Raw genomic sequence first — 19,504 nt, forward strand, 5'->3', positions numbered from 1 at the left:
CTCAGAGGTCCTTGCCGACGAGTCCGACAAGGTCGGCGAGGCGGTTGGAGTAGCCCCACTCGTTGTCGTACCAGCCGACGACCTTGACCTGGTTGCCGATCACCTTGGTCAGGCCGGAGTCGAAGATGCAGGAGGCCGGGTCGGTGACGATGTCGGTGGAGACGATCGGGTCCTCGGTGTAGCGCAGGATCTTGCCGTCCGCGGCCTTCTTCATCGCGGCGTTGACTTCTTCGACCGTGGTCTCGCGGCCGGCTTCGAAGGTCAGGTCGGTGGCCGAGCCGGTCGGAGTCGGCACCCGCAGGGCGAAACCGTCGAGCTTGCCCTTCAGCTCGGGCAGCACCAGGCCGATGGCCCTCGCCGCACCGGTCGAGGTCGGCACGATGTTGAGCGCGGCGGCGCGGGCGCGGCGCGGGTCCTTGTGCGGGCCGTCCTGCAGGTTCTGGTCCTGGGTGTAGGCGTGCACGGTGGTCATCAGGCCCTTGACGATGCCGAACTCGTCGTTGAGCGCCTTGGCCATCGGGCCGAGACAGTTGGTGGTGCAGGACGCGTTGGAGATGATGTTGTGCTTGGCCGGGTCGTAGGCGCCATCGTTGACGCCCATCACGATCGTGATGTCCTCGTTCTTGGCCGGCGCCGAGATGATGACCTTCTTGGCGCCCTGGTCCAGGTGCACCTTGGCCTTCTCCGCGTCGGTGAAGATGCCGGTCGACTCCACCACGATGTCGGCGCCCAGCTCGCCCCACGGCAGCTTGCTCGGGTCGCGCTCGGCGAACGCCTTGAACGTCCGGTCGCCGGCGGTGATCTCGGTCTCGGTCGCGCTGACCTCGCCCGGGAAACGGCCCAGGATCGAGTCGTACTTGAGCAGCATGGCGAGCGACTCGTTGTCGGTCAGGTCGTTCACACCGACGATCTCGATGTCGGCGCCGGAGGCGACCACGGCCCGGAAGAAGTTACGGCCGATGCGGCCGAAGCCGTTGATTCCCACGCGGATGGTCATTCCAGGACCCATCCCTTTCTGTTGAACTTGGCTCGCTTGAGCGGTGCTGAGCGGTGAGTGGATCGACGCCTCGACCCTAGAGGATGACTTGTCGGTAACCGGAACCAGCCCGAGCCGGCGTCCGAGGGCCGGACAGCGGGTCTCAGCCCTCCAGCATCTCCTGGGTCAGGTTGGCGTCGGTGCCGGGTATGCCGAGCTCACTCGCGCGCTTGTCGGCCATCGCCAGCAGCCGCCGGATGCGGCCGGCCACGGCGTCCTTGGTCATCGGCGGCTCGGCCTTCTGACCCAGTTCCTCGAGGCTGGACTCCTTGTGCTCCAGCCGGAGCCGACCGGCTTCGGCGAGGTGATCGGGCACCTCGTCGCCGAGGATCTCCAGGGCCCGCTCGACACGGGAGCCGGCCGCGACCGCAGCCTGCACCGAGCGCCGCAGGTTGGCGTCGTCGAAATTGGCCAGGCGGTTGGCGGTGGCACGCACCTCCCGCCGCATCCGGCGTTCCTCCCATGCCAGGAACGCATCGGTCGCGCCGAGCCGGGTCAGCATCGCGCCGATCGCGTCACCGTCCCGGATGACGACCCGGTCGACTCCGCGCACGTCGCGCGCCTTCGACTGCACACCGAGGCGGCGGGCCGCCCCGACGAGTGCGAGGGCGGCCTCCTGGCCGGGGCAGGTGATCTCCATCGACGAGGACCGACCGGGCTCGGTGAGCGAACCGTGCGCCAGGAACGCGCCGCGCCAGGCGGCCTCGGCGTCACAGACCGCACCGTTGACGACGCGCGGGGGAAGCCCGCGCACCGGCCGGCCGCGGTGGTCGATGAGACCGGTCTGCCGCGCGAGTGCTTCGCCGTCCTGCACCACCCGCACGATGTAGCGGCTGCCCTTGCGCAGCCCACCGCTACTCATCATCAAAACCTCGGGTGTTTGCCCGTAAAGGTCGGCGATCGCCTGGCGCAGCCGTCGCGCGGCGGCGGCCGTGTCGAGTTCGGCCTCGATCACGATGCGCCCACCGATGATGTGCAGACCGCCGGCGAAGCGGAGCATTGCGGAGACCTCTGCCTTGCGACAACAGGTCTTGGTGACGGCATACCGACTGAGTTCGTCCTTGACGGCTGCGGTCATCGACATACGAATTCAAATCCTCGCTATAGCAGGCGGTGCCGTCATCGTACGGCCAATCGGCGAAATAGTGGACCGCTCACTCCACCACATCTCGATAGGCCGCCGCCAATCGGAGGCTGTCGTGGGCACCGGGGATGTCCGAGTCGGCCACATCGGCGAAAACCACTTCCGCACCTAGGGATTCGGCGGTGCTGCGCAGTTGGTCGCCATGGTCAGTAACCACCGTCGGGTCGGCAAGCACGAGGTCGAGGTGCAGGTCGGGCGCGTGTGCGGCGAGCACCTCGAGATGGTCGGAGGCGCTGAATCCGACGGTCTCTCCGGTGTTCATGACCATGTTGAGCGTGAGCAGCCGCTTGGCCGTGGTGTGCACCAGCGCGTCACGCAGATCCGGCACCAGCAGGTGCGGCATCACCGAGGTGAACCACGAACCCGGGCCGAGGATCACCCAATCGGCTTCGTAGACCGCCTCGACCGCTTCCTGGCAGGCCAACGGCGGGTCGGGGTGCAGCCGGATGCCGAGCACCCGGCCGCGGGTGGTGGCGACCTCCACCTGTCCGACCACATCGGTGACGTCGTCGGGCGCAGCCGGATCGGCGCCGAGCACACTGGCCTCGATCCGGAGCGGCTCGGCCGCCATCGGCAGCACCCGTCCGCGCGCACCGAGCAGTCGGCCGACGAAGTCGAGGCCCGCGATGGGATCACCGAGCAGATCCCACAGCGAGGCGATGATCAGGTTGCCGAGTGCGTGCCCGCCGAGCGGTCCCTCGCCGGCGAACCGGTGCTGCAGTGCGTCGCGCCACTGCAGCCCCCACTCGGAGTTGTCGCAGAGCGCGGCCAGCGCCATACGCAGGTCACCGGGTGGGAGGATGTCGAACTCCTCGCGCAGGCGTCCGCTCGAGCCGCCGTCGTCGGCGACGGTGACGATGGCGGTGATCTTGTCGGTCACCAGTTGCAGTGCCTGCAACGAGGCGAACAGGCCGTGTCCGCCACCGAGCGCGGCGACGGCTGGTCGGGGGCTCATCCGGTCCTACTCCCGTCCGAGGTCGCGGTGCACCACCAGCGACTTCACCGCGTCGGAGTCCAGCCGGGAGGCCAGCGCCTCCGCCATCGCGACCGAACGGTGTTTGCCGCCGGTGCAACCCACCGCGAGCGTGACGTAGCTGCGGCCTTCCCGAAGGTAACCCGCGGTCATCGGCTCGAGCAGGGCAAGGGTGCGGTCGAGAAACTCCTGCGCGCCGGGCTGGGCCAGCACGTAGTCGGCCACCACCGCCTCCTGACCGGTGTGCGGGCGCAACTGCGGGTTCCAGAACGGGTTGGGCAGGAAGCGCATGTCGAAGACCAGGTCGGCGTCGAGCGGGATGCCGTACTTGAATCCGAACGACATGACCGCGATGCGCAGCGCCGGTCCGTCGTCGCCGCCGACGAACTCGCGCACCTTGGCGCTGAGCTGGTGGACGTTGAGTCCACTGGTGTCGATGAGTATGTCGGCAGTCGCGCGCAGGTCGCGCAACGTCTCGCGCTCCTCTTGGATGCCGTCGAGCAGTCGGCCCTCGCCCTGCAGCGGGTGCGGCCGGCGGACCGACTCGAAACGGCGGACCAGCGCCTCGTCGGTCGCGTCCATGAAGATGACCGTCGGCCGCCATCCCTTGTCCCGCAGGTGGTCCAGGCCCTCGCGGAAGTCGGTGAAGAACGCCCGCGACCGCACATCCACAACGGCGGCCAGCTGGGGCATCTCCTCGTTGTCGCGGGAGATGAGGTCGGCCATCGAGACGAGCAACTGCGGCGGCAGGTTATCGATGACGTACCAGCCGCCGTCCTCCAGCACGTTGGCGGCGGTCGTCCGGCCGGCGCCGCTCATGCCGGTGACCACGATGAGTTCGGCCGAACGGGACGGCGACTCGTCGAGCTCGGTCATCCAGTGGTCTCCTCGTTCTCGTGGTCGGAGTCATCGTCCAGCACCTCGCCCGTGGTGAGGTTGACCGCGGGTGCGGCGCCGTCATCCTCTCGCAGGTGGGCGTGCAGCGTCGCGGCAAGCGTCGGACCAATCCCCTTGACGGCCGCGATCTGCTCGACGTCGGCTGCCCGGAGCCGCTTCACCGAGCCGAACTCACGCAGCAACGCCTTGCGGCGCACCTCGCCGAGACCGGGTATCCCGTCCAGCGCCGAACGGGTCATCGCCTTCGACCGGCGCTGCCGGTGGAAGGTGATCGCGAAGCGGTGCGCCTCGTCGCGGACCCGCTGCAGCAGGTAGAGGCCGTCGCTGGTGCGGGGCAGGATGACCGGGAAGTCGTCGTCCGGCAGCCACACCTCCTCCAGACGCTTGGCGAGGCCGACCACGGCGACGTCATCGATGCCGAGTGCGTCCAGCGCGCGGGACGCCGCGTCGACCTGAGGCTTGCCGCCGTCCACCACGACCAATTGCGGCGGGTAGGCGAATCGCTTTGGTTTGCCGGTGGTTTCGTCGATCGGGCCGCTGGCGCCGGAGGGTCCTTGCTCGACCACCGTGACGTCGGCGACGGCGTCGGTCTCGTTGTCGCTCGCGTCGTCGAGCTCGATGTCACCGGCATCGTCGCGCTCGTCGAGGTAGCGCCGGAAGCGCCGCGTGAGCACCTCGTCCATCGCTGCGGTGTCGTCGAGTCGCACCGAGCCGTCCGGCTGCGGGGTGCCGCGCACGATGAAGCGCCGGTATTCGCCCTTGCGGGGCAAGCCGTCCTCGAAGACCACCATCGAGGCGACCACGTTGGTGCCCTGCACGTGACTGACGTCGAAGCATTCGATCCGCAACGGCGCCTGGTCGAGCGAGAGTGCCTCCTGCAGGTCCTGCAGCGCCTGGCTGCGGGCGGTCAGATCACCGGCGCGGGCCACCTTGTGCCGGGCGAGGGCCTGGGTCGCGTTGCGTTGGACCGTCTCCATCAGCGTGCGCTTGTCGCCGCGCTGCGGGACGCGCAACTCGACCCGAGCCCGCCGCAGACCGGCCAACCATTCCTGCATTGCGTCGGCATCCGGTGGCAGCACCGGCACCAGCACCTCGCGCGGCACACCCTCGGGGGACTCCCCGCCATACACCTGCAGCAGGAGGCGTTCGACGACCTCGGCCAGGCCCAGGTCCCCCTCGCTCTGCTTGTCCACGACCCAACCGCGCTGTCCGCGCACTCGACCGCCCCGGACGTGGAAGACCTGCACCGCGGCCTCCAGCTCATCGTCATCGATGCCGAAGACGTCGGCGTCCGTGGCGTCGCCGAGCACGACGGCGGATCGCTCCAGCGCCTTCTCCAACGCCTGCAGGTCGTCGCGCCGACGGGCGGCCGTCTCGAAGTCGAGTTCCGCACTGGCAGCACGCATTTCGCGTTCGAGGCGCTTGACGAACCTGCTGGTGTTACCGGCCATGAATTCGCAGAAGTCCGCTGCGATCTCGCGGTGCTCCTCCGGCGTCACCCGGCCGACACACGGCGCCGAGCACTTGTCGATGTAGCCGAGCAGGCACGGCCGGCCGACCTGACCGGCGCGCTTGAAGACACCGCTGCTGCAGGTGCGCACCGGGAAGACGCGCAGCAACTGATCGAGGGTCTCGCGGATCGCCCAGGCATGCGCGTAGGGCCCGAAATACCTGGTGCCCTTACGTTTTGCGCCGCGCATCACCTGCGCGCGTGGAAACTCCTCCCCCATCGTGACTGCGAGATAGGGGTATGACTTGTCGTCGCGGTACTTGACGTTGAACCGCGGGTCGTACTCCTTGATCCAGGAGTACTCCAGTTGCAACGCCTCGACCTCGTTGCGTACGACGGTCCACTCGACGCTCGCGCCGGTGAGCACCATGGTGCGGGTGCGCGGGTGCAGCGCCGAGATGTCCTGGAAGTATGACGACAGCCGGCTGCGCAATGACTTGGCCTTGCCGACATAGATGACCCGCCCATCCTTGTCGCGGAACCGGTAGACACCGGGGTCGACCGGGATCTCCCCCGGCTTCGGGCGGTAGGTCGACGGGTCTGCCACCCACCTAGCTTATGAACCGGCGCCGACAGCTGACGCTTCCGGGGCGTGCACACGGCGCGACGGTCGCGGGTTATCCACGGCCGAGGGCGCATCGATCAGGAAACGGTGATGGTGCCGCCCTCGACGGTGACGGTGCGCGCGGGCAGGGCCTTGGTGGCCGGGCCTTGCAGCACGGAGCCGTCCTTGATGCTGAATGCGCTGCCGTGGCACGGACACAGGATCTTGCCGTCCTGCACCTGGGTGACCTGACAGCCCTGGTGGGTGCAGGTGGAGCTGAACGCCTTGAACTGCCCCGCAGTCGGCTGGGTGACGACTGCCTTCAAGTCGGCATCGACGGTCCCGCCACCGACCGGCACCTTCGCCTTCTCGAGGCCGCCGCTCTTGGCGGGAGCCGACGAGCCGGACGATCCGCAGCCGGTCAACAACGCCGCACCGACCAGCCCGCCGGCGAGCCCCGCGGTGCGCAGGACCAGCCGCCGCTCGGGTGCGGGCGTCGCATTGACGGTCTGGTTCGGCCGCGACGAGGGTGGAGCGGGTTCGGCGTGTCCAGTCATGCCCCCATGATGACTTCTCGAGCTGTCGATCGGGTGCTCGACGGCTCGAGTGTTTGCGGACCGACTACTTCTTGGCCGTGGTCTTCTTCGCCGCCTTCTTGGTGGCCGGCTTCTTCGTGGTGCGCGTTGCAGTCCGCTTGGTGCTGCGCGACTCCGCCGCCGCAGTGCGCTTGGTCGCAGCCGTTTTCCGGGCCGCCTGCTTCGCCGGTTTCGCGGCCGCCTTGGCCCCGGTCGCGCGGCTCTGCGACGGACGCTCGGCGGACCCCTTGGCCAGCAACGGCGCGAGGAACTGGCCGGTGTAGCTCTCCGGCACCTGCGCGACCTCCTCGGGCGTGCCGGTGGCCACGACCGTGCCGCCGCGGAAGCCGCCCTCGGGTCCCATGTCGACGATCCAGTCGGCGGACTTGATCACGTCGAGGTTGTGCTCGATCACCACCACCGTGTTGCCCTTGTCGACCAGCCCCTGGAGCACCCCGAGCAGCTTACGGATGTCCTCGAAGTGCAACCCGGTCGTCGGCTCGTCGAGCACGTAGATGGTCCGGCCGGTCGACCGCTTCTGCAGCTCGGCGGCGAGCTTCACCCGCTGCGCCTCACCACCGGACAGCGTCGGCGCCGGCTGACCGAGCCGCACGTAACCCAGACCGACGTCGACCAGCGTCTTCATGTGCCGGGAGATCGCCGGCACCGCCGCGAAGAACTCGTTGGCCTCCTCGATCGGCATGTCCAGCACGTCGGAGATCGTCTTGCCCTTGAAGTGCACCTCGAGCGTCTCGCGGTTGTAGCGCGCGCCGTGGCAGACCTCGCACGGGACGTAGACGTCCGGCAGGAAGTTCATCTCGATCTTGATGGTGCCGTCGCCCTGGCAGTTCTCGCAGCGACCGCCCTTGACGTTGAAGGAGAACCGCCCGGGCTGATAGCCGCGGACCTTGGCCTCGGTCGTCTCGGCGAACAGCCGGCGGACGTGGTCGAACACGCCGGTGTAGGTTGCCGGGTTGCTGCGCGGGGTGCGGCCGATCGGGCTCTGGTCGACGTGCACGACCTTGTCGAGTTGGTCCAGGCCCTCGACGGTGCGGTGCCGGCCCGGCACGTGACGCGCGCCGTTGAGCTGGTTGGCCAGCACGTTGTAAAGGATCTCGTTGACCAGGGTCGACTTGCCGGAACCCGAAACGCCAGTTACTGCAACGAGATTGCCGAGTGGGATGCTGACGTCGATGTTCTGCAGGTTGTGCTCGCGCGCACCCCGGACGGTGATCTCCCGCCCATCATGCGGACGCCGTATGGCGGGGGTCGCGATCTCCCGGCGCCCCGCGAGGTAAGCACCGGTGATCGACTCGGGGTTGTCGAGTAGCTCCCGCACCGGTCCGGAGTGCACCACCTCACCACCGTGCTCGCCGGCACCGGGGCCGATGTCGACCACCCAGTCGGCGGTGGCGATGGTGTCCTCGTCGTGCTCGACCACGATCAGCGTGTTGCCGAGGTCGCGCAGCCGGGTGAGGGTCTCGATCAGCCGGTGGTTGTCCCGCTGGTGCAGGCCGATCGACGGCTCGTCGAGCACGTAGAGCACGCCGACCAGGCCGGAGCCGATCTGGGTCGCCAGCCGGATGCGCTGCGCCTCACCACCGGACAGAGTGCCGGCCGGACGATCGAGCGAGAGATAGTCCAGGCCGACGTCGAGCAGGAAGCCCAGCCGCGCGTCGATCTCCCGGATCACCCGCTCGGCGATCTGCCGCTCCCGGGCGGTGAAGTCGACGCCGTCGAGGAAGCCGGCCGACTGCGAGATCGGCAGCGCGCACACGTCGGCGATCGACCGTCCGCCGATCGTCACCGCGAGCGACTCCGGCTTGAGCCGGGCGCCGTGACAGACCGGGCAGGGCACCTCCCGCATGTAGCCCTCGTAACGGTCCCGGCTCCAGTCGGACTCGGTCTCGGCATGCCGCCGCTTCACGAACGGGATGACGCCCTCGAAACCGGTGGAGTAGCTGCGCTCCCGGCCATAGCGGTTGCGGTACTTCACGTGCACCTTGTGGTTCTGCCCGTACAGCAGCGCCTCCTTGGCCCGCTCCGGCAGCGCGTGCCACGGCGTGTCGAGGTCAAACTTGAGGTCGTCGGCGAGTGCGCCGATGACGCGCAGGAAGTAGTCCGACGACTGCGAGCCCTGCGCCCACGGTAGGATCGCGCCCTCCCGGATCGACTTGTCCTCGTCGGGGACGATCAGCGACACATCCACCTCGAGCTCGGTGCCGAGACCGGTGCATGCGGGGCAGGCGCCGAACGGCGAGTTGAAGGAGAACGAGCGCGGCTCGATCTCGTCCATGCCCAGCGGGTGGTCATTGGGGCAGGCCATCTTCTCGGAGAAGCGCCGCTCGCGCATCGGGTCGTCGACCTCGAAGTCGACCATCTCGGCGATCATCACGCCGCCTGCGAGCCCGAGCGCGGTCTCCACCGAGTCGGTGAGTCGCTGCTTGCCGGAGTTGTCCCCGGCCCGCGAGACGAGTCGGTCGACGACGACGTCGATCGAGTGTTTTTTCTGCTTGGCGAGTTTCGGCGGGTCGGCGAGCGACACCACCTCACCGTCGACCCGGGCCCGGGAGTAGCCCTTGCCCTGCAACTCGGCGAACAGCTCGAGGTACTCCCCCTTGCGGGCGCGGACCACCGGCGCGAGCACCTGGAAGCGGGTGCGGTCGGGCAGGTCGAGCAGCCGGTCGACGATCTGCTGCGGGGTCTGCCGCTGCACCGGCTCGCCGCAGATCGGGCAGTGCGGGCGGCCGGCGCGGGCGAAGAGCAGTCGCAGGTAGTCGTAGACCTCGGTGATCGTGCCGACCGTCGACCGCGGGTTGCGGTTGGTCGACTTCTGGTCGATCGACACCGCCGGCGACAGGCCCTCGATGAAGTCGACGTCGGGCTTGTCCATCTGGCCCAGGAACTGCCGGGCGTATGCCGAGAGCGACTCGACATACCGCCGCTGTCCCTCGGCGAAGATCGTGTCGAAGGCGAGCGACGACTTGCCGGACCCGGACAGGCCGGTGAAGACGACGAGGGCGTTGCGCGGCAGGTCGACCGAGATGTCACGAAGGTTGTGCTCACGCGCGCCGCGGACGCGCAAATGGTCATGGCCTCTGCCGGAGACAGGCAGAGTAGAAGAAGTCGGCGAAGGCACGAGATCAATGCTAGGTGCGGCCACCGACAACCCTCCTCCCGAGGCATACGCTGCCGGGATGAACGCGCCCACACCCATCGAGGAATACGCGATCATCGGCGACACCGAGACCGCCGCCCTCGTCAGCCGTCAGGGATCCATCGACTGGCTGTGCCTGCCCCGGTTCGACAGCGCCTCGTGCTTCACCGCGCTGCTCGGCGGTCCCGAGCACGGGCGGTGGTTCCTCGGGCCGGACGGTCCCGCGGACAGCCACCGCCGCTACATCGGCCGGTCCTCGGTGCTGGAGACGGTGCACGAGACGGCAACCGGCATCGTCAAGGTCACCGATCTGATGCCGCTCGGGCCGGACCGCGCGGACATCGTGCGCATCGTCGAGGGGCTCGACGGCGAGGTCGACATGCGGCACGACTTCGTGGTGCGGTTCGACTACGGCCGGATCCGTCCGTGGATGTCACACGAGGCGGGCCATGAGGAGGACCACGACGTGCTCGTGGCGATCGCCGGCCCGGACATGCTGCTGCTGCGCGGCAGCCGGCTGCCGCACGCGGTCGACGGTCACCACCAGGACCTGTTCACCGTGCATGCCGGCGAGCGCTTGCAGTTCGACCTGTCGTGGTTCAGCTCCTGGAAGCAGATCCCGCCGCCGCTGGACATCCCCTCGCGGGTCACCCGCACCATCGAGACCTCGCAGAAGTGGGCGTCACAGTCGACCTACGAAGGCCCGTATGCCGACGCCGTCGTCCGCTCGTTGCTGATCCTGCGGCTGCTCACCGACACCCGCCGCGGCGGCATCGTCGCCGCCCCGACCACGAGCCTGCCGGAGGACTTCGGCGGCGTGCGCAACTGGGACTACCGGTTCTGCTGGTTGCGTGACGCGTCGCTGACCCTGGAGGCGCTGCTCAAGGTCGGCTTCCTCGAGGCGACCGCGCTCTGGCGGGACTGGCTGGTGCGGGCCATCGCCGGTGACCCCGAGGACATGCAGATCATGTATGCCGTCGACGGCGGCCGGAACCTGCCGGAGCGGGAGCTGACCCACCTGCCCGGTTACGCCGATTCCCGCCCGGTCCGGATCGGCAACGGCGCGGTCGACCAGAAGCAGACCGACGTCCTCGGTGAGGTGATGATCGCGTTGCAGATGGCGCGCGACCTCGGCATGCCCGAGTCGGAGCACGCCTGGCGGGTGCAGCGCGCCATGGTCGAGGAGCTCGCCGAGCACTGGGACGACCCGGACAACGGCATCTGGGAGATCCGCGGCCCGCTGCGGCATTTCACCCATTCCCGGGTGATGGTGTGGGCGGCGTTCGACCGGGCGGTGCGCGCCGTCGAGGAGCACGGCCAGGAGGGACCGGTCGACAAGTGGCGCAGGCTGCGTGACCAGGTCCGCGACGAAGTGCTCACCAAGGGCTTCAACAGCGCGGAGCAGACCTTCACCCAGCATTACGAGACCACCGAGGTGGACGCGAGCCTGCTCGTCATACCCCTGGTCGGTTTCCTGCCGGGCGACGACCCGCGCATGCTCGGCACCATCGAGCGCATCGAGCGCGACCTGATGCACGACGGGCTGTTGCTGCGCTACCGCACCGAGGCCGGTGTCGACGGGCTGCCCGGCACCGAGCACCCGTTCCTCGCGTGCAGTTTCTGGCTGGTCTCGGCGTATGCCGCGGCCGGCCGCCTCGACGACGCACACGAGTTGATGGGCAGACTGCTCGGCCTGGCCAACGACGTCGGGCTGCTCTCGGAGGAGTACGACCCGACCGAGCAGCGGATGGTCGGCAACTTCCCGCAGGCGTTCAGCCACCTCACTCTGGTCGGCGCGGCGGTGGCGATCGCCGAGGCGGAGACGAAGGCACAGCAGACGCACGGAAAGGCCGAATCATGAGCAACACCAAGCCGTATGACGGCAACGTCACCCCGGGCGACGCCCCGGCGACCCGGGACCTCGGCGTCGCCCGGTTGAGCAAGCTCAGCGTCTCCGGAATGCACAACAACGTCTACCTGCTGACCGACGCCGCGACCGGGCAGGCGCTGCTCGTCGACGCGGCGAACGACTGGCCGCAGATCGCCGCGATGATCGACGCGGACGGCGGGAAAGTCACCCAGATCGCCACCACCCACCGGCATGCCGACCACACCGGGGCACTGGCCGACGCCGTGACGGCGACCGGGGCGCGCACGCTGGCCGGTGCCGACGACGCCGACCACCTCCCGGTCCCGGTCGACGTGCCGCTCGCCGACGGTGACCGGGTGCAGGTCGGGCAGGTGCGGCTCGACGTCATACACCTGCGCGGACACACGCCCGGTTCGATCGCGCTCGCGCTCACCGATGCCGACGGCCGGGCGCATGTCCTCACCGGCGACTCGCTCTTCCCGGGTGGTGTCGGCGCGACCGATCACTACGACTACCAGTCCTTCCCGCAATTGATCGACGACGTCGAGCAGCGGCTCTTCGGCCGGTATGACGACAGCACCTGGATCTATCCTGGGCACGGCAACGACACCACCCTCGGCACCGAACGCGCACAGTTGCCGCAGTGGCGCGCACGGGGGTGGTGAGTGCGTGAAGGGGGATGACGGTGTTTGATGGTTTGGTGATTGATGACCTCGCCGGCGCGACGACGGCAATTGTTGACGTGGGCGTCACCGGGCTCTGGTCCGGACCGAATGCCCCGCGGTCGGTCGACGCGCCGCTCACCGCGGACGCTCCCGACCACGACCGCTGGCTGCACACCCTCGATGCCGCGCCGGAGCGGGAGGACAGCCGCTACGGCCTGTTCGGCCGCTACGAGTCGGAGCTGCTGCGGGGCGAGCCGGTGCTGGTCGCCGAGCATGGCCCGGACGGCTGGAGCAAGGTGATCTGTCCGTGGCAGCCCAGCCACAAGGACAGCACCGGATACCCCGGCTACGTGCGCACCGCGCACCTGCGCGAGACCGGTGACGCGCCGGCCGAGGTGCCGTCGGCGACCGGCGCACCGACCCGTGCGGCGCTGCTCGCGCAGGCGCGCCGGCACATCGGCCTGGCCTATCTGTGGGGCGGCATCTCCCCTGCCGGGCTCGACTGCTCGGGCCTGGTGCACTACGCCTGCCGGTCGATCGGGCTGCGGGTGCCGCGCGACGCGGGCGACCAGTACCGCTCCTGCGAGGACCTCCCGATCGACGCCGCCGAGCCGGGCGACCTCTATTTCTTCGCCTACCCGGACAAGCCAATCCACCACGTGGGCATCGCCACCGGGGGCGGCCGGCTGCTGCATGCGCCGTCCACCGGCCAACTCGTCGTGGAGGAAGACATGCCGAAGGCCAGGCGCGACACGCTGGTCGCGGCAGGCAGGATCCGCGCCCTTCGGTGACCACCGAACGGCCGTCGAGCAGCGGCGCGGGGACGTTGGTCCCCGCGCCGCTACTCGTGCTGGGTGGCGTGGTGTCGGTGCAGTTCGGCGGTGCCCTGGCCGCCACCTTGTTGCCGCTCGTCGGGGTGACCGGTTCGGTGGCGCTGCGACTCGTGCTGGGCGCGGTCGTGCTCCTCGCGTGGGCTCGTCCGTCGTTCCGCGGCCGGAGCCGGACCGACTGGCTCACGGTCGGCGCGTATGCCGCAGTGCTCGGCGCGATGAACCTCTGCTTCTACGGTGCGCTGTCCCGGCTGCCCATCGGCGTCGCGGTCACCATCGAGTTCGTCGGGCCGCTCGTATTGTCGGCGGTGCTGTCCAAGCAGCGTCGCGACCTGGCTGCGGTCTGCTGCGCCGCGATCGGTGTGGTGCTGGTGTCCGGCGCGCTGGGGACCGACCTCGCCTCACTCGACCTGGTCGGCATCGGACTCGGCCTCGCTGCCGGCGCGTGCTGGGCGGCATACATCATCACCTCGGGGCGCACCGGGCAACGGTTCCCCGGCCTCGACGGGCTGGCGATTGCGATGGTGCTGTCCGGGGCGGTCGTGCTGCCGCTCGGCGTATTCGAAGCGGGCACAGCGGTATTCAGTGGTGAGGCGTTGTTGAAGGGTGCCGGCATTGCGGTGCTGTCCTCGGTGTTGCCCTACTCGCTGGAGATGATTGCCCTGCGCCGGCTGCCGGCGAACGTCTTCGGGATACTGCTCTCGCTGGAGCCGGCGGTCGCCGCGCTCGCCGGCCTGCTGGTGCTCGGCCAACGGCTCTCCCCCGACAAGCTGCTCGGGCTTGCTCTGGTGGTCGGTGCAAGCGTGATCATCCTCGGGGCCCGCCGTCCCGGGCCGGGCGAGCACGCCGAGACGGCTCTTCGGGACGTATGACGGCGCGCCGTACGATCGGCAGATGACCGACAGCTACACCATTGACGTCATCCCCGGCGACGGCATCGGCCAGGAGGTCATCCCGGCGGCGACCGCGTGTTTGGACGTTGTCGCCGAACGGCACGGGTTCAGCCTCACCTGGCGAGATCGCGAATGGGGTTCTGCTTTCTACAGATCCACCGGCCGCATGCTGCCGACCGACGGCCTGGAGCAGTTGGCGACCGGCGACGCGGTGTTCCTCGGCGCGGTAGGTGACGTCGACATTCCCGACGACGTCACCCTCTGGGGTCTGCTGATCCCCATCCGGCGGGAGTTCGAGCAGTACATCAACCTGCGGCCCAACCGCACCCTGGCGGGCGTCCCGTCCCCGCTGACCGGCGACCGGAAGCTCGACGTGCTCGTCGTGCGGGAGAACGTCGAGGGTGAGTACTCCGAGATCGGTGGCCGCTTCCGCCGCGGCCAACCCGACGAATTCGCCCTCCAGGAAGCCATTTTCACCCGTAAGGGCATCACCCGGGTGACCCGATTCGCCGCGGAGCTGGCCGCCGCGCGCACCGGCCGGCTGGTGTCGGCCACCAAGTCCAACGGCATCATCCACACCATGCCCTTCTGGGACGAGGTGGTCCGGCAAACCGCGGCCGAGGTCCCCGGGGTGACCGTCGACAAGGTGCTCATCGACGCCCTTGCCGCGCGGGTGGTGTCGGCGCCGGAGAGCCTGGACGTCATCGTCGCGTCCAACCTGTTCGGCGACATCCTCTCCGATCTGGCCGCCGCCGTCGCCGGGTCGCTCGGCATCGCACCGAGCGCCAATCTCAACCCCGAGCGCGCGCATCCGTCGCTGTTCGAGCCGGTGCACGGCAGCGCACCGGACATCGCCGGCAAGGGGTTGGCCAACCCGGTCGCCGCAATCTGGGCGGGCGCGATGATGCTGCGCCATCTCGGTCAGCCGGGGGCGGCCGACGAGGTGGAGTCGGCCTTCGGGTCGGTGCTCGAGAAGGGCACTCGCACCCGTGACCTGGGCGGCTCGGCCGGCACCGACGAGTTCACCCGGGCGGTGCTCACCGAGTTGCGCGGCTGACCGTCGCAGCCCACCTCAGCTCCATGCAGGGCAGCTCAGACTCGACGCCGCCCACGGGCGCCGAGTTCCCTTGAGACGTCACGGATTCCGGACACGTTATGGATGCCCGCGCGGTCGGGTTCGCCGTCCACGGTCGCGGGCTCCGGCTCCTGGCACGGGATCGACCGGCCCCGTAACGACGCACCGGCGGTTTCGGGCACCTTGACCAGAGCGATCATGCCGACGACCATCGCCAGCATCATGTAGAAGGCCGGCATGTAGCGATTACCGGTCCAGCTGACCAGTGCGTCGTCGACCGACGCGACGGTGCCACCGAACGCGGCCGTCGCGACGTTGTAGCCGATCGCCATCCCGGCGTATCGCACGTGGGCCGGAAACATCGCCGGGAAGGTCGCGGAGATCGTGCCCAGCTGCGGGAGGAAGACCAGTCCGAGGATGGTGAACCCGGCGATCGCGCCGACCAGTCCCTGACCCATCAGCCAGAAGCACGGGACCGCCAGCACGAAGATCGCGGTCAGTGAGAACCACCACATCGGTTTCCGGCCGACCTTGTCCGACGTTGCACCGGCGATCCAGATCAGCGCCATCATCACCAGCTGGCCGATCAGCACCACGATGTCGGACTGGGTGCTGGAGATGCCGAGCGAGGAACTCATATAGGTCGGCATGTAGGTCAGCAGCGTGTAGTCGGCGATGTTGAGCGCGATCACCAGGCCGAAGAGTTTCAGGATCGGCTGCCAGTACTGCTGCAGCAGGTCACGCAGCGCGCCGGTGGCGGCCTGCTCGGTCTGTTGCTTGTCCTCGAGCTCACGGAAGACCGGGGTGTCCTCCATCCGGGAGCGCAGGTAGAGACCGACCAGACCGAGCGGCAGCCCGATGATGAACGGAATGCGCCAGCCCCAGGAGTTCATTGCCGACTCGTCGAGGGTGGCCCGCAGGATCAGCGTGATCACGATGCCGCCGCTGAAGCCGAGCAGCGTGCCGAACTCCAGGAACGACCCCCAGAAACCGCGCCGCTTGTCCGGGGCGTACTCGGCCATGAAGGTCGCGGCCCCGCCATACTCCCCGCCGGTGGAGAAACCCTGGATCACCCGCAGCACGATCAGCGCGATCGGCGCCCAGATCCCGATGCTGTCGTAGCTCGGGATGCAGCCGACCAGGAACGTGCCGACCGCCATCAGGATGATGGTCAGCGCCATCACCCGGTTGCGGCCGATGCGGTCGCCGATCGGCCCCCAGAAGATGCCGCCGAGCGGGCGCAGCACGAACGACACCGCGTAGACGAGCAGGGTGGCGAGTTGCCCGTAGCGACCGGGGAAAAAGTTGGTCGTCAACTCGGCGACCAGATAGGCATAGACGCCGTAGTCGTACCACTCGGTCGCGTTGCCGATCATCGACGCGCCGACCGCGCGGCGCAGGGTTTTGGTGTCGACCGGTTGCTCCGGGGTGCCCGGCTGGTCCGACACGGTTCCTTGTGCTGACATGTGCTCCTCCTTGAGCATCCGCGGGCGGGAAGATCAGTCGGTGCCGCCGTTCAGCACGGAGTCGACCGACTCCGACCACAGCGCGGCGGCCTCGTCCACCTCCTCCTTGGTCACCACGAGCGCAGGGATGAATCGGACGACCTCGCCGAACGGTCCGCAGGTGAGCAGCAACAACCCGCGTCGAGCGGCTTCCCGCTGCACCGCGGCCGCGGTCGCACCGTCGGGTTCGCCACTGGCAGAGCGGAATTCATTGCCAATCATCAGGCCGAGCCCGCGCACGTCGCTGATCGCGTCATACCCGCTCGCGGTCCGGCGCAGGCGTTCGATCAGCTGCTCGCCGCGCTCGGCGGCGTTGGGCACCAGCTTCTCGTCCTCGATGACGTCGAGCGTCGCGATCGCCGCGGCGCACGCGACGGCGTTGGCGCCGTAGGTGCCGCCCTGCGACCCGGGCCAGACCTTGTCCATCAGCTGCGCCGACGCAGCGATGCCGGAGAGCGGGAAGCCCGACCCGATGCCCTTGGCGGTGACCAGAATGTCCGGCGTCACGCCGAAATGCTCCTCCGCCCAGAACTTCCCGGTGCGCCCCCAACCGGTCTGCACCTCGTCGAGGATCAGCAGGATCCCGTGCCGGTCGGCACGCTCGCGCAGACCGGCGAAGAACTCGGCGTTGCCCGGCACATAACCGCCTTCGCCGAGCACCGGCTCGACCAGGAAGGCCGCGGTCTCCCCGGGCTGGGTCAAGGTCTGCAGCGCGAAGTCGAGCTCCCTGAGCGCGAACTCCGTCGCCTGTTCGACACTCCACCCGTAGTGCGTCGGGTTCGGGAACGGCGCCACGTGCACGCCACCCATCAGCGGCGAAAACCCTGCACTGTAGCGGGTGTTCGAGGTCGTCATGGTCGCAGTCGCGACCGTGCGGCCGTGAAAACCGCCGTGGAAGACCATGATGTTCGGGCGACCGGTCGCCTGCCGGGCGAGCCGCAGTGCGGCCTCGATCGCCTCCGACCCGGAGTTGGTGAAGAACAACCGGTCCAGGCCGTCCGGCAGCACCTCGCCGAGCCGCTCGGTCAGGGTGAGCAGCGGCCGGTGCATCACGGTGGTGTATTGCGCGTGGATCAGCTTGCCGACCTGTTCCTGGGCGGCAGCCACCACCCGCGGGTGGCAGTGGCCGGTGCTGGTGACGCCGATCCCCGCGGTGAAGTCGAGGTATCGGCGGCCGGTCTCGTCATACAGGTTGACGCCCTCGCCGTGATCCGCGAGGACCGGCGTGGCCTGTTTCAGTGCCTCTGACAGTGCAGCCATGAATCCGCCTCTTGGTAGATTGTCGACAATCAGACTAGTGCACCTGGGGAGCCATCACATGGATTTGCGAAGCACCGACGGAACCGACCCCGCCCGGACACTCGCGCACGCGCCGACCGAGCTGTTGATCGACGGCGCCTGGAGCCCGGCGGCATCCGGGGCAACGTTCCCGGTGAGCGATCCGGCGACCGGGCAGCAACTCGCGCTCGTCGCGGACGCCTCCCCGGCCGATGGCCGCCGCGCTCTGGACGCCGCGGTTGGCGCGCAGCACGCGTTCGCGGCGACGGCTCCGCGGGAGCGATACGACATGCTGATGCGTTCGTACGAGCTGCTGCTCGAGCGGATCGACGACCTGGCGCTGCTCATGACGCTGGAGATGGGCAAGCCTCTCGGCGAGTCGCGCGGCGAAATCGCTTACGCCGCAGAGTTTTTCCGGCACTTCGCGAGTGAGGCGCTGCGGATCGACGGTGGCTACCAGCAGGCGCCCGCCGGCAACGCGCGCTTCCTGATCGCCAAGCAACCGGTCGGGCCGTGCCTGCTCATCACCCCGTGGAACTTCCCGATGGCGATGGGCACCCGCAAGATCGGGCCGGCGATCGCGGCCGGTTGCACCAGCGTGGTCAAGCCGGCCCATCAGACACCGCTGTCGATGCTCGCGCTGGGCGCCATACTCCTCGACGCGGGCGTGCCGAGGGGCGTGGTCAACATCGTGACCTGCACCGCCGCCGGCGACGTGATGGAACCGCTGATCCGGTCGGGGCTGGCTCGCAAGCTGTCGTTCACCGGGTCGACCGCGGTCGGGAAGGTCCTGCTCGAGCAGTGCGCCGACAAGGTGCTGCGGACCTCGATGGAGCTCGGTGGCAATGCCCCGTTCATCGTGTTCGACGACGCCGACCTGGACGAGGCGGTCGCCGGCGCGATGGCGGCCAAGATGCGCAACATGGGCGAGGCGTGCACCGCGGCCAACCGGATCTACGTGCAGCGACCGGTCGCGGAGGAATTCTCCCGCCGCCTCGCCGAGGCGATGGGCGCCTTGCGGGTCGGGCCGGGCACCGAGGACGGCGTGCAGGTCGGTCCACTCATCGATGCGGCCGGACGGGCAAAGGTCGTCCAGCTGGTCGCGGATGCAACCGACCGAGGGGCTCGGGTGCTGACCGGCGGCACGGCACCTGACGGTGCCGGATTCTTTTATCCTCCAACCGTTTTGGTTGATGTGCCAGGTGACTCCCGAATGGCGCGCGAGGAGATCTTCGGGCCGGTCGCGTCGATCATCCCGTTCGACACCGAGGACGAAGTGGTGGCAGCCGCGAACGACACGGCGTACGGCCTGGTGTCCTACGTGTTCACCGGCGGCCTGCGGCGTGCGCTGCGAGTCGCGGAGGCGTTGGAGTCCGGCATGGTGGGCCTCAACCAGGGTGTGGTGTCCAACCCGGCCGCGCCGTTCGGCGGCATCAAGGAGTCCGGGCTCGGCCGGGAGGGCGGTGCTGTGGGCATCGACGAGTTCCTCGAGGTGAAGTACATCGGGATCAGCGTCTGAGACCTGCCGCCACCGGGCGTGGCGCCAAGCTCA

15 protein-coding genes are annotated in these 19,504 nt (G+C 68.9%); 6 read left to right on the plus strand and 9 right to left on the minus strand.

Annotated features, from left to right (window positions below):
• Window position 1 precedes the first annotated feature (1 nt).
• The 7 genes from gap to uvrA all read right to left on the minus strand — a co-directional run bounded on the left by gap (window position 2) and on the right by uvrA (window position 9,896).
• A complete protein-coding gene (gene gap, locus N2M23_RS15465; protein ID WP_265446666.1) occupies window positions 2-997 on the minus strand; it encodes a type I glyceraldehyde-3-phosphate dehydrogenase in 996 nt (331 codons plus the stop codon).
• Between the two features lie 142 nt (window positions 998-1,139).
• Window positions 1,140-2,120: a DNA-binding protein WhiA gene (gene whiA, locus N2M23_RS15470; protein WP_265446667.1), complete on the minus strand. Its 981-nt coding sequence runs from the start codon at window positions 2,118-2,120 to the stop codon at window positions 1,140-1,142.
• Window positions 2,121-2,190: 70 nt separating this feature from the next.
• Complete coding sequence (locus N2M23_RS15475; protein WP_265446669.1) at window positions 2,191-3,135, minus strand: gluconeogenesis factor YvcK family protein; 945 nt, start codon at window positions 3,133-3,135, stop codon at window positions 2,191-2,193.
• Between the two features lie 6 nt (window positions 3,136-3,141).
• Entirely contained in the window at window positions 3,142-4,029 is an 888-nt protein-coding gene (gene rapZ, locus N2M23_RS15480) for an RNase adapter RapZ (protein ID WP_265446670.1), read from the minus strand.
• Window positions 4,026-6,107, minus strand: a complete 2,082-nt coding sequence (uvrC, locus tag N2M23_RS15485; RefSeq protein WP_265446672.1) for an excinuclease ABC subunit UvrC — start codon at window positions 6,105-6,107, stop codon at window positions 4,026-4,028. The genes rapZ and uvrC overlap by 4 nt, the downstream gene beginning before the upstream one ends.
• 95 nt (window positions 6,108-6,202) lie before the next feature.
• On the minus strand, window positions 6,203-6,661 hold the full coding sequence (locus N2M23_RS15490) for a Rieske (2Fe-2S) protein (RefSeq protein WP_265446674.1): 459 nt from the start codon (window positions 6,659-6,661) through the stop codon (window positions 6,203-6,205).
• 64 nt (window positions 6,662-6,725) lie between these two features.
• The gene (gene uvrA, locus N2M23_RS15495) at window positions 6,726-9,896 is read right to left on the minus strand and encodes an excinuclease ABC subunit UvrA (protein ID WP_265446991.1); all 3,171 of its coding nucleotides are present in this window, start codon (window positions 9,894-9,896) and stop codon (window positions 6,726-6,728) included.
• On the opposite strand from uvrA, the gene N2M23_RS15500 reads away from it, so the two are divergent.
• The 5 genes from N2M23_RS15500 to N2M23_RS15520 are packed head-to-tail and all read left to right on the plus strand — an operon-like array spanning window position 9,877 to window position 15,151.
• Window positions 9,877-11,697: a glycoside hydrolase family 15 protein gene (locus N2M23_RS15500; RefSeq protein WP_265446675.1), complete on the plus strand. Its 1,821-nt coding sequence runs from the start codon at window positions 9,877-9,879 to the stop codon at window positions 11,695-11,697. The two genes, uvrA and N2M23_RS15500, sit on opposite strands and share 20 nt — an antisense overlap.
• Window positions 11,694-12,371 carry an MBL fold metallo-hydrolase gene (locus N2M23_RS15505; protein WP_265446677.1) on the plus strand — a complete coding sequence of 226 codons (678 nt, stop codon included), beginning with the start codon at window positions 11,694-11,696 and terminating at the stop codon, window positions 12,369-12,371. Before N2M23_RS15500 ends, N2M23_RS15505 begins: the two co-directional genes overlap by 4 nt.
• A 35-nt stretch (window positions 12,372-12,406) precedes the next feature.
• Entirely contained in the window at window positions 12,407-13,162 is a 756-nt protein-coding gene (locus tag N2M23_RS15510; protein WP_265446679.1) for an NlpC/P60 family protein, read from the plus strand.
• Window positions 13,159-14,073, plus strand: coding sequence for an EamA family transporter (locus tag N2M23_RS15515; RefSeq protein WP_265446680.1), 915 nt, complete (start codon window positions 13,159-13,161; stop codon window positions 14,071-14,073). Before N2M23_RS15510 ends, N2M23_RS15515 begins: the two co-directional genes overlap by 4 nt.
• 22 nt (window positions 14,074-14,095) lie before the next feature.
• Window positions 14,096-15,151, plus strand: coding sequence for a tartrate dehydrogenase (locus tag N2M23_RS15520; RefSeq protein ID WP_265446681.1), 1,056 nt, complete (start codon window positions 14,096-14,098; stop codon window positions 15,149-15,151).
• 35 nt (window positions 15,152-15,186) lie between these two features.
• Here the strand turns inward: N2M23_RS15520 and N2M23_RS15525 are convergent, their stop codons facing one another.
• Both N2M23_RS15525 and N2M23_RS15530 read right to left on the minus strand, forming a co-directional pair.
• Window positions 15,187-16,635: an MFS transporter gene (locus N2M23_RS15525; RefSeq protein WP_265446683.1), complete on the minus strand. Its 1,449-nt coding sequence runs from the start codon at window positions 16,633-16,635 to the stop codon at window positions 15,187-15,189.
• 33 nt (window positions 16,636-16,668) lie between these two features.
• Window positions 16,669-17,934 (minus strand): aspartate aminotransferase family protein, encoded by a 1,266-nt coding sequence (locus N2M23_RS15530; RefSeq protein ID WP_265446684.1) that lies wholly within the window; start codon window positions 17,932-17,934, stop codon window positions 16,669-16,671.
• Window positions 17,935-17,992: 58 nt separating this feature from the next.
• Between N2M23_RS15530 and N2M23_RS15535 the strand changes: the two genes are divergently transcribed.
• Window positions 17,993-19,471, plus strand: a complete 1,479-nt coding sequence (locus N2M23_RS15535; RefSeq protein WP_265446686.1) for an NAD-dependent succinate-semialdehyde dehydrogenase — start codon at window positions 17,993-17,995, stop codon at window positions 19,469-19,471.
• Window positions 19,472-19,504 lie beyond the last annotated feature (33 nt).

Origin of the sequence: Flexivirga meconopsidis, assembly GCF_026162425.1 — a bacterium.
Taxonomy (GTDB): Bacteria; Actinomycetota; Actinomycetes; order Actinomycetales; family Dermatophilaceae; genus Flexivirga; species Flexivirga meconopsidis.

What these genes read in the sequence shown, in the direction of transcription:
- gap (WP_265446666.1), bottom strand. Translation starts at nt 997, where the DNA reads ATGACCATCCGCGTGGGAATCAACGGCTTCGGCCGCATCGGCCGTAAC.
- whiA (WP_265446667.1), bottom strand. Translation starts at nt 2,120, where the DNA reads ATGTCGATGACCGCAGCCGTCAAGGACGAACTCAGTCGGTATGCCGTC.
- N2M23_RS15475 (WP_265446669.1), bottom strand. Translation starts at nt 3,135, where the DNA reads ATGAGCCCCCGACCAGCCGTCGCCGCGCTCGGTGGCGGACACGGCCTG.
- rapZ (WP_265446670.1), bottom strand. Translation starts at nt 4,029, where the DNA reads ATGACCGAGCTCGACGAGTCGCCGTCCCGTTCGGCCGAACTCATCGTG.
- N2M23_RS15490 (WP_265446674.1), bottom strand. Translation starts at nt 6,661, where the DNA reads ATGACTGGACACGCCGAACCCGCTCCACCCTCGTCGCGGCCGAACCAG.
- N2M23_RS15500 (WP_265446675.1), top strand. Translation starts at nt 9,877, where the DNA reads ATGAACGCGCCCACACCCATCGAGGAATACGCGATCATCGGCGACACC.
- uvrA (WP_265446991.1), bottom strand. Translation starts at nt 9,896, where the DNA reads ATGGGTGTGGGCGCGTTCATCCCGGCAGCGTATGCCTCGGGAGGAGGG.
- N2M23_RS15505 (WP_265446677.1), top strand. Translation starts at nt 11,694, where the DNA reads ATGAGCAACACCAAGCCGTATGACGGCAACGTCACCCCGGGCGACGCC.
- N2M23_RS15520 (WP_265446681.1), top strand. Translation starts at nt 14,096, where the DNA reads ATGACCGACAGCTACACCATTGACGTCATCCCCGGCGACGGCATCGGC.
- N2M23_RS15525 (WP_265446683.1), bottom strand. Translation starts at nt 16,635, where the DNA reads ATGTCAGCACAAGGAACCGTGTCGGACCAGCCGGGCACCCCGGAGCAA.
- N2M23_RS15530 (WP_265446684.1), bottom strand. Translation starts at nt 17,934, where the DNA reads ATGGCTGCACTGTCAGAGGCACTGAAACAGGCCACGCCGGTCCTCGCG.
- N2M23_RS15535 (WP_265446686.1), top strand. Translation starts at nt 17,993, where the DNA reads ATGGATTTGCGAAGCACCGACGGAACCGACCCCGCCCGGACACTCGCG.